This is a genomic window from Caulobacter sp. P4_E5, from assembly GCF_056401555.1.
The window spans coordinates 41,434-50,983 of sequence record NZ_JBFUJD010000029.1 but is presented as its reverse complement, the minus strand read 5'-3'; the positions used below and the strand labels follow the sequence as shown (position 1 = coordinate 50,983).

9 protein-coding genes are annotated in these 9,550 nt (G+C 67.6%); 2 read left to right on the top strand and 7 right to left on the bottom strand.

Going from position 1 to position 9,550, the window contains the following annotated elements; all coding sequences use genetic code 11:
• Window positions 1-256 precede the first annotated feature (256 nt).
• Genes AC1DSO_RS11395 through AC1DSO_RS11380 form a run of 4 tightly spaced genes read right to left on the bottom strand, consistent with a single transcriptional unit; the run spans window position 257 to window position 4,497 of the window.
• Window positions 257-1,687 (bottom strand): ABC transporter permease, encoded by a 1,431-nt coding sequence (locus AC1DSO_RS11395; RefSeq protein ID WP_477068928.1) that lies wholly within the window; start codon window positions 1,685-1,687, stop codon window positions 257-259.
• On the bottom strand, window positions 1,684-2,601 hold the full coding sequence (locus tag AC1DSO_RS11390) for an ABC transporter ATP-binding protein (RefSeq protein WP_477068927.1): 918 nt from the start codon (window positions 2,599-2,601) through the stop codon (window positions 1,684-1,686). The genes AC1DSO_RS11395 and AC1DSO_RS11390 overlap by 4 nt, the downstream gene beginning before the upstream one ends.
• Window positions 2,602-2,640: 39 nt before the next feature.
• On the bottom strand, window positions 2,641-3,597 hold the full coding sequence (locus AC1DSO_RS11385) for an alpha/beta fold hydrolase (protein ID WP_477068926.1): 957 nt from the start codon (window positions 3,595-3,597) through the stop codon (window positions 2,641-2,643).
• Window positions 3,598-3,657: 60 nt separating this feature from the next.
• Window positions 3,658-4,497 carry a M23 family metallopeptidase gene (locus tag AC1DSO_RS11380; RefSeq protein ID WP_477068925.1) on the bottom strand — a complete coding sequence of 280 codons (840 nt, stop codon included), beginning with the start codon at window positions 4,495-4,497 and terminating at the stop codon, window positions 3,658-3,660.
• A gap of 334 nt (window positions 4,498-4,831) precedes the next feature.
• Between AC1DSO_RS11380 and AC1DSO_RS11375 the strand changes: the two genes are divergently transcribed.
• Window positions 4,832-5,188 (top strand): UrcA family protein, encoded by a 357-nt coding sequence (locus tag AC1DSO_RS11375; RefSeq protein ID WP_477068924.1) that lies wholly within the window; start codon window positions 4,832-4,834, stop codon window positions 5,186-5,188.
• A 293-nt stretch (window positions 5,189-5,481) separates the two neighbouring features.
• A complete protein-coding gene (locus AC1DSO_RS11370; RefSeq protein WP_477068923.1) occupies window positions 5,482-6,405 on the top strand; it encodes a hypothetical protein in 924 nt (307 codons plus the stop codon).
• A gap of 121 nt (window positions 6,406-6,526) precedes the next feature.
• Here the strand turns inward: AC1DSO_RS11370 and AC1DSO_RS11365 are convergent, their stop codons facing one another.
• The 3 genes from AC1DSO_RS11365 to AC1DSO_RS11355 are packed head-to-tail and all read right to left on the bottom strand — an operon-like array spanning window position 6,527 to window position 9,480.
• Window positions 6,527-7,948 carry an NAD(P)(+) transhydrogenase (Re/Si-specific) subunit beta gene (locus AC1DSO_RS11365; RefSeq protein WP_477068922.1) on the bottom strand — a complete coding sequence of 474 codons (1,422 nt, stop codon included), beginning with the start codon at window positions 7,946-7,948 and terminating at the stop codon, window positions 6,527-6,529.
• A gap of 28 nt (window positions 7,949-7,976) precedes the next feature.
• Window positions 7,977-8,312 (bottom strand): proton-translocating transhydrogenase family protein, encoded by a 336-nt coding sequence (locus AC1DSO_RS11360; protein WP_047403586.1) that lies wholly within the window; start codon window positions 8,310-8,312, stop codon window positions 7,977-7,979.
• Between the two features lie 25 nt (window positions 8,313-8,337).
• Window positions 8,338-9,480, bottom strand: a complete 1,143-nt coding sequence (locus tag AC1DSO_RS11355) for a Re/Si-specific NAD(P)(+) transhydrogenase subunit alpha (RefSeq protein WP_477068921.1) — start codon at window positions 9,478-9,480, stop codon at window positions 8,338-8,340.
• Between the last annotated feature and the right edge of the window lie 70 nt (window positions 9,481-9,550).

Below are 9,550 nucleotides of genomic sequence, written 5' to 3'. Positions count from 1 at the left end.
GCCCTCTACATGGCCGCCGTCGCCGCCTCCCGCTCCAACAGCCGCTTCAAGGCCGCCTACCAAGCCCTGCGAAACGCCGGAAAACCCCCAAAGCTGGCCTTCATCGCCATCGCCCGAAAGCTCCTCGTCACCGCAAACGCCCTCCTGCGCGACCAACTCTCATTCCAGCCGTAAACACAGTTGCCGGCTCTCCGCTTCGCTGCGGCCGGGATGACACGATGAAGATGCGACTGGAAAAGTGGCGAGCGCTCGCCCCCTACCCCGCCTGCCTGCGCGCAATGCGGCCCAGCAGCGTCCTCAGATCCACCTTGCCCGTCGCCAGCGCCCCCACGTGGAAGGCCCGGGTCGAGAAGGCGACGATCGCCACGGTGGTCACGACCATCAGCACCGTCGTGCCGACCACCTGAGCTGCCGGCGGATCGCTGGCGATGCGCACGGGCATCAGGAATGGCGTGAACGGCGGGAACCACGACAGGGCGTTTAGAATCGGCGCGTYGGGCGAGCGCAGGGCTTGGCCCATGAAGGTGATCGGGATGGCCACCGCGATCATGATCGGCCCCAGCAAGGTCTGGGCGTCGCGTTGGGTCTCGCAGAAGGCTCCGATGCCGGCGAACAGCGCCGCGTACATCAGATAGCCGCCGACCAGATAGATCCCGAAATAGAAGATCAGGCCCTTGCCCAGCAGCACGGCGACCAGGTCGCCGGCCAGGCCCGGCGCGACATTGATCAGGACCAGCCACCCGGCCGCCGCCCAGATGCCCAGCACCGTCAGGGTCAGCCCCGCCACGCCCAGAATCTTGCCGCCCATGATCTCGGGGACCGAGGCCGAGGACAGCAGCACCTCGAGGATCTTGCTCGACTTCTCCTCGATCACGCTGCTCAGCAGGATGCTGGCGCCAGTCATCACCATCGACCAGAGCAGAAGACCGGCCACCAGACCCACGAAGGTCGGCAGGCGGTCGCGCAATGCAACCTTCTCGCCCGAAGCGGCCTTGGGCGACAGGCTATTGAACACGGGCTTGAGATCGTCGGCGGCCTTCAAGGTCTGCGGCGAGACTCCCGCCCGGGTCAGGGCCCGCTCGCGCATCAAGTCGCCCACGGCGCGCTTCAGGTCATTCTCCAGCACGGGAGCCCCGAGGTTGCGGCTCCACAGGTCCATGACGACCGCGTCGTCGCGCCCGCTCAGAATCAGCACCGAATCGAGACGCTTGGCGGCGACCTCGCGACGAGCGGCGAGGCCAGCCTCGCGGGCGGTCTTGGCCGTCTGAACCTCCGCCGGCGCGGGCAGGACGACGGTCTTGGCCTTGGGGGCCTTGAAGCGGGCGGCGGCGGCCGGGTTGTAGCGGGCCAGGACCTCGCGCCCGGCCGCGTCGCCGCCCCGGACCTGAGCCTTGCGGACCTCTTCCTGGGCCTTGGGGCCGGCGGCGGACAGGGCGGCCGAGCGCAAGGCGCGGGCCGTGGCGCGGCCCTGGTCCTCGACCAGCGTCTTGGCGATGGCGGGACCCAGGTTCTGGCCGGTCAGGTCGACGATGGCCAGACGCTCGGGCTGGGCCGATTTCATCGTCAGCAGCGGCGCCAAGGCGCTGATGCCGAGCACCAGCGGCAGGGCGATGATCGACAGCCAGAAGCCGACGGTGCGGACATAGGCCAGGTACTCGCGGCGGGCGATCTTCAGCAGCCGGCTCATGCCTGGCCTCCCGTCAGGACGATGAAGGCGTCGTGCAGGCTGGGCTCCTTGAGCTCGAACCGACGCAAGGCCAGGTCGCGGGCGAAGGCGGTCTTCAGCGCGTCCTGGCCCGTGCTGTCCTCAGGCAAGGCGGCCACGTGCCGCCAATCGCCGTCGGCCAGGGCTTCGGACGTCACCGCCCCCAGACCCGGCAAGGCCGCGACGTCGGCGGCGGATAGAGTCCCCTCCAGCACCAGGGCCCTCGCCGCCGCGCGGCGGGCGGTGGCGACGTCGCCGTCGAACACTTTCCGGCCCCGCGCCATCAGCACGACCTTGTCGCACAATCGTTCGGCGTGCTGCATCACGTGGGTGGAGAACAGCACCGTGGCCCCGCGCGCGGCGATCTCTCGGATCATGCCTTCCAACGCCTGCTGGTTGACGGGATCTAGCCCCGAGAACGGCTCGTCCAGCACCACCAGTTCGGGCTCGTGAGCCAGGGCCGAGATCAGCTGGACCTTCTGGGCCATGCCCTTGGACAGGTCCTTGATCGGCCGCTTCATGGCGAAGCCCAGGCCCTGGGCCTCCAGCATCGCCTTGGCCCGCTTGCGCCCCTCGGCCTCGGGCAGGCCCTTCAGCCCCGCGAAGAAGGCGATGGCGTCGATCGGGGTCATGCGCTTGTAGAGGCCGCGCTCCTCGGGCAGGAAGCCGATCCGTTCGCGGACCTTCGTGGCGTCGTCGCCCCCCAACACCATGATCCGCCCCGCGCTGACCGGCAGCAGGCCCAGGATCATGCGGATGGTCGAGGTTTTGCCGGCGCCATTGGGGCCCAGGAAGCCGGTGATCCGGCCGGCGGGGACCTCGAAGCTGACGTCCCGGACGGCGTGGAAGTCGCCATAGGTCTTGCTGACGCCCTCCAGGCTGACGGCGTTGACCATGGCGGCGACCTCCCGAATCGACCTTGTCCTCCGGTTGTATCAGCCCTTTTTGGAGGCGTCGGCCACGAAGGCCACGGCGCGGACGATGTGGTCGGCGAAGCGGCGGCCGATCAGCAGGGTGTGGGTGGCCGCCTCGACATGGTCGACCAGACCGTGCTCGGACTTACGGGCGGGTGCGGCCTGCATCTCCTTGCGCAACTCGCGGCCAGCGACCGGCCCGGCGGTGACCACCGCGACCGGCCATTTGGGATCGAACGGCGGCTGGGCGGCGGCCTGGGCCGACGCCTCCGGCCACAGACTAACCTCCTCGGCCGCCGTGCGGTTATGGCGGCCATTGGCGAAGGCCCAGCCCTTCTCGGCCTTGGCGGCCGGCGGCAGGTCGATCTTGTCGCCCAGGCGGGTGTGGACTAGCGGCTTGTAGAGCCCGATCGACGCCCCCCGCGCGGCCCATTTCGAGGCGCTGGCGAAGGTCTTGATGAAGCCCTGCATCTGCGGGTTCTGGGCGGCTTCCGGCGTGGCGGCGTCGACCAGGACGATGCCCGCCACCTTGTCGGGGTTGCGTCCGGCGTACTCACGCAGCCGCAGCCCGGCCATCGAGTGACCGACCAGGATATAGGGGCCCGGTTCGCCCGAGGCGGCGACCAGCTTCTCGAAGTCGGTGACGATGGCGATCCCGTCGCGCGGACTGGGCCCCTTCGGCGAATATCCCATGCCGGCGCGGTCGTAGGCGCACGAGCGCCAGCCGGCGGCGGTCAGGGCCTCCTGGGTCCCGCCCCAGTCGGCGGCGAGGCCGAAGGCGCCGGCCTCCAGCCAGATGATCGGCCGGTCGCTCTTGGGGCCCTCGCAGACCAGCCGCAGCGTTCGCCCCGGCTCGATCTCGACCATCTGCCCTTGAGGCTTGGGCGCCCCGGCGGCGCTCATCAGCCCCCCGACGGCGATATAGGAAACAAGCAGGAGCGCGAGGCTCGCGACGCCACGACCGAGAAGCTGGATCATGACGTTCAATGTAGTGAGGCTTTGTGACGCGTCGAGGCGCGCTGTGTCGAGAACTGTGCTTTAGACGGACGAACCGGCCGGACTGGCCGCTGCCGCGGCGCCGGGCGCCTGGATCGCGACGACCGGAATGGTGGCCCGAACGCGGCCGTTCTTCAGACGCGCGACCTTGATCCCGCCGGCCGCCTTGCCGCTCTTGGCCACGCTGTCGGGCCATTTCGAGACAGTGGCCAGGCGGACCTTGCGCGAAACCTTGCCCGCGGCCTTGATCGGCAGATCGTTCGCCTCGGCGAAGCTGCGGCCCAGAAAGAAGCTGGGGTTCAGCGGCTTGTCGCCCTTACGGATCTCGAAATGCAGGTGCGAGCCGGTCGAGCGGCCCGAATTGCCGACGAAGGCGACGGTGTCGCCGCGATGCAGATAGACGCCGCGCTTGATCCCCGTCGCCGCCTTGGCCAAGTGCGCGTACATCGTGGTCAGGCCGCCCTTGTGCATGACCAGCACATAGCGGCCGTAGGTGGGGCTGACGCCGGTGGCCTTGACCACCCCATCAGCGGCGACCTTGACGACCGCGCCGCCGGGCGCGGCGATGTCGACGCCCTGGTGCAGTCGGCCGTTCTCTTCCCACGGAAGTTGGCGCAGGCCGAACGGCGAGTTGATCACCCGGCCCGGCAGCGGCGCGTCGAACTGGAAGGCCGGCGGGGGAGCGGGCTCGGCCTCTTCTTGGACCTGGGGCTCGGCCTTGACGACGGCGGGGGTCGGCTCGGCAGCCGGGGCTGGGCCGGCCACCCATTCGCCCAGGGCCACGGCGCCGTTCAGCGCGCCCGCCATCGCGGCGACACCCAGCATCGTGAAGAACGCGACGCGCAGGTGCTGGGGCGGAACAGCCAGGCTCTTGGAAATCAAACCGCTACCTCTTCGACGTTCGGTCAGTCGAGAGGACCGCGCGCAGGCGATCTAGCTCTCACACCGACCTTTCGGGTTGGTGAATTGGCGGGGTCTATGAATGTCGCATGGGGCGAAAACAGGGCGCAGCTTAACCGTTCATTTACCCCGCGGCGCAGCTTGGCGCGACGCCTTCATGTATTCGACATATATTACGCGAAGTTCATATCATTAAATGGACGTCATTCTTTAAATTACACGTCATGAAAGAGACGTAACGGGACTTGGCGAACTCTTCGACATACACAGTATTCATCGGCGCACGAAGAAGCGCCACACCAGAGGGATACTTCAAATGCGCAAGTTCATCATGAGCCTGACCACCGTCGCCAGCCTGAGCCTGGCCGCCGTTCCGGTCCTGGGCCTGACCCAAGCCGCCAACGCCGCCGAGCGCGAGCAGACCGTCAGCATCGCCTACGGCGACCTGAACCTGGCCAATCCGTCGCAAGCCAAGCTGTTCAAGGCCCGCGTCGAGGCCGCCGGCGAAGAGCTGTGCCTGGCCAAGCTGCGCGCCGGGAACCTGGACGGCATGACCCGCCGTGGCTGCGTCGTCGCCGTGGAGCGCGAAGTCGAACGCCAGCTGCCGACCGCCCAGCGCGACAAGCTGGCCATCGCCGCCCRCACCAAGTCGACCGAGTTCGCCGCCAAGTGATCTTCGGTACGGCTTCCCCAAAACCGTCCCACCTCCCCGCACCCCGCGACAGAGGCCCCAGGTAACCCTGGGGCCTTTGTTCTTTTGGAGGTGGCGAGGCGCAGCGATCCTGGCCTACCGATTTCCGCGCACTTRCGCCAAAGCACCCCATGGCGCCCGAGAGGTGCGCTGGGGGCGCCTAACTCCGATTTCAGGATCGACCTCAACACGTGGTTGCATCTTTGCGTGTGGTTCGGCACAAAACCTGGCTGCGTATCGTGCGCCGAGACCCTTCCCGCGAGACACCTTTCCTCATGAAACGATCAAACCACCTTGTCGCGCTCGGCCTGCTGTCCGCGAGCATCCTGGGCGCGACGGCCAACGTCGCGGCGGAGGACTACAGCCCCTTCCCTCCCGCGGGCGTTTACGACGCCAGCGACAGTGCGTTCGAGCGCCTGCTGACGATTCGCAAGGACGGCAAATTCACGCTGGAGGTAATGCAGAAGGGCAAGCCCGGCAGCTTGCGCAGCGGCGCTGGCGAAGGCGTGTTGACGGATGCGCCTGGCGGCTGGCGTTACAGCGAAGGTCGTTGCAGCATGACACTGCGACGCGCGGCTGGCGGCATGCAGTTGCACGTGGATGCATGTGCTAGCGACTGGGGCGATGTGCCGTTCGATGGCAAGTACGCGCTCCAAGGCGCGGGAGGCGCGGTGTCGCGCGGCGACGTCGCCACGACCGCCTCCCCGGCGCGTGGCGCGCAGGCGGCGATGCCGGCGACGCCCGTGAACGCTGGGCTGCCGTCGCGCAGGCAGTTGAACGATACCTGGTCCAGCATCGATGTCGGCGGCGTGGCCGGCAAGGTCGTGATCGTCATGGTCAAGCCTGTCGATCAGGGAACGACCGGCGAGATTCTCGAGCATTTCTCGAAAGCCGCGTTTGTCATCGACACGACGAGCGACTATCGGGCGCTGTCTCCCGCTAATTTGGCCCGCCCGCCGATCGGCCTCGTCGAGATTCCGCTTCCCGCCACCCGTGGCGCACAGGGGCTCGAATTCGAGGTCGAATGCAGCGACGGGAAGATCGAGGATGTCGTCGTGATCAATATCGCCAGCCAGGAAAACGCGAAGCCGATGACACGAAGGCGCGCGAGCGCCTGGCGGTTGAACGATCGCCTTGAGGCGGTGGAAATCAAGCCGGCGAGCCGGGTCAAATGCCCGGTGGCGCAATCGGGCTATTGATCAGCGGGCCCGCCTTTTCCAAGCGCCCCGAGGACATTTGGCCACGCGCCCGGGCAGCGCCCCAAACGAAAAAGGCCCCGGCGCTGCCGCCGGGGCCTTCGTCTTTCAGTGAAGCCGAGCCCTAGAGCCCCTTCACGATGCCTTCGACCATCTTCTTGGCGTCGCCGAACAGCATCATCGTGTTGTCGCGGAAGAACAGCTCGTTCTCCACGCCGGCATAGCCCGAGGCCATGCCGCGCTTGATGAAGAGGACCGTGCGGGCCTTTTCGACGTCCAGGATCGGCATGCCGTAGATGGCGCTGGTCGGGTCGGTTTTGGCCGCCGGGTTGGTGACGTCGTTGGCGCCGATCACGAACGCCACGTCGGCCGTCGAGAACTCGCTGTTGATGTCCTCCAGCTCGAAGACCTCGTCATAGGGGACGTTGGCTTCGGCCAGCAGCACGTTCATGTGGCCGGGCATGCGGCCGGCGACGGGGTGGATGGCGTACTTCACCTCGACGCCCTCCTCCTTCAGCTTGTCGCACATCTCGCGAAGGATGTGCTGGGCCTGGGAGACGGCCATGCCGTAGCCGGGGACGATGATCACCTTGCTGGCGTTCTTCATGATGAAGGCCGCGTCGTCGGCCGAGCCCTGCTTGACCGGACGGCTCTCGACCTTGCCGCCGGGGCCGGCGGCGGCCGAAGCGTCGGCGCCGAAGCCGCCCAGGATCACCGAGACGAACGAGCGGTTCATGCCCTTGCACATGATGTAGGACAGGATCGCGCCCGACGAGCCGACCAGGGCGCCGGTGATGATCAGGGTGGTGTTTTCCAGCGTGAAGCCCAGCGCCGCCGCCGCCCAGCCGGAATAGCTGTTCAGCATCGACACCACGACCGGCATGTCCGCGCCGCCGATCGGGATGATCAGGGTGACGCCGATCAAGAGGCTCAGGGCGAAGATGCCCCAGAAGGCCCAGATGGCGTGGCCACCGCTGACCACCAGCACCACGACCAGGGCCACGATGGCGGCCGCGATCAGGATGTTCAGCAGATGGCGGCCCGGCAGCAGGATCGGCGCGCCGCCCATGTTGCCGTTCAGCTTGGCGAAGGCGATGACCGAGCCCGTGAAGGTGACGGCGCCGATGGCCAGGCCCAACGAAAGCTCGATCAGGCTGTTGAGGTGGATGGCCCCGTCCTCGCCCACGATGCCGTAAGCGGCGGGCGTGTAGATGGCGGCGACGGCCACGAGGCAGGCGGCCATGCCGACCAGCGAGTGGAAGGCGGCGACCAGCTGCGGCATCGAGGTCATGGCGACCTTGCGGGCGATGACCGCCCCGACCGCGCCCCCGACGGCGACGCCGCCCAGGATCAGGCCCAGGGTCACGACGTCCAGCGCGCCCTGGCTCCACAGGGTGGCCAGGGTGGTGCCGACGGCGATGGCCATGCCGATCATGCCGTTACGGTTGCCCGCCTGGCTGGTCACGGGGCTGGACAGGCCGCGCAGCGCGAGGATGAACAGCACCCCCGAGACGATGTAGAGAATGGCGGCGAGATTGGCGTTCATTGTTCTATTTCCCCCTGCTCTCGTCCGCTCACTTCTTCTCTTTCTTCTTGTACATCGCCAGCATTCGCTGGGTGACCAAGAAGCCGCCGAAGATGTTGACCGCCGCGAAGGCCGCGGCGATCGCGCCGGCCCCCTTGGAGATCCAGGTCGAGCCGGCGACGGCGCCGCCGGCCAAGTCGGAATTGGCGCCATGGGCCGCGGCGGCCAGCAGGGCGCCGACGATGATCACCGACGAAATGGCGTTGGTCACGGCCATCAGCGGCGTGTGAAGCGCGGGCGTCACGCTCCAGACGACGTAGTAGCCGACGAAGATGGCGAGCACGAAGATCGCCAGACGGAACACGGTGGGGTCGACGGCTTCCATGGGAGCCTCCCTTTCGATGCTGTGGTTAGGCGGTCTTCAGGTTCGGATGGACGATCGCGCCGTCGCGGGTGATGACGGCGGCCTGCAGGATCTCGTCCTCGAAGTTGGGAGCGAACGCGCCCTCCTTCGTCATGAACAGAGTCGCCAGAGCCATCAGGTTGCGGGCGTAGAGCGCGCTGGCGTCGGTGGCGATACGGCCGGGCAGGTTGGCGTGACCGAGGATCTTGGCGCCATTGGCGGTCAGGACCGTCTCGTTCAGCTTGGCGCCCTCGACATTGCCGCCCTGCTCGATGGCCAGGTCGACCAGGATCGAGCCGGCGCGCATCGAAGCCACCTGGGCGGCGCTGACCAGCTTGGGCGCGGGACGCCCCGGGATCAGGGCCGTGGTGATGACGATGTCCTGCTTGGCGATGTGCGAGGAGACCAGTTCGGCCTGTTTGGCCTGGTATTCCTTGGACATTTCCTTGGCGTAGCCGCCGGCGGTCTGAGCGTTCTTGAACTCCTCGTCCTCGACGGCCAGGAACTTGGCGCCCAGCGACTCGACCTGCTCCTTGGTGGCCGGACGCACGTCGGTGGCGGTGACCACCGCGCCCAGGCGGCGGGCCGTGGCGATGGCCTGCAGGCCCGCGACGCCGACGCCCATGATGAACACCTTGGCCGCGGCGACGGTGCCGGCGGCGGTCATCATCATCGGCAGGGCCTTGCCATAGGCCTCGGCGCCTTCGATCACGGCGCGATAGCCAGCCAGGTTGGCTTGGGACGACAGCATGTCCATCACCTGGGCGCGGGTGATGCGCGGGATGAACTCCATGGCGATCGCGGTCGCACCGGCCTTGGCCAGGGCGTCCAGCGTCTCCTTGTCCTGATAAGGATTCAGCGCCGCGGCGACGATCGCGCCCTTCTTGAGCGCGGCGATCTCGGCCGCCTCGGGGGCGCGCACCTTGAAGAGGACGTCGGCGTCTTTCAGGGCGTCCTTGGCGGTCTTGACCAGCTTGGCGCCCGCCGCCTCGTAGTCGGCGTCCGGATAGGACGCGGCCGTCCCCGCCCCCGCCTGGACCACCACCGAGAAGCCGGCGGCGCCGAGCTTCTTGACGGTTTCAGGCGTGGCCGCGACCCGCGTCTCGTTCGCGCGGGTCTCTTTCGTGACGGCGATAACGGCCATCGGCATACCCCTCCCCAGAGCGCTGTTTGCTCACCAGCATGGGGCGCTCTGTAGGGGATAGTCTTGCCTCTTGTCG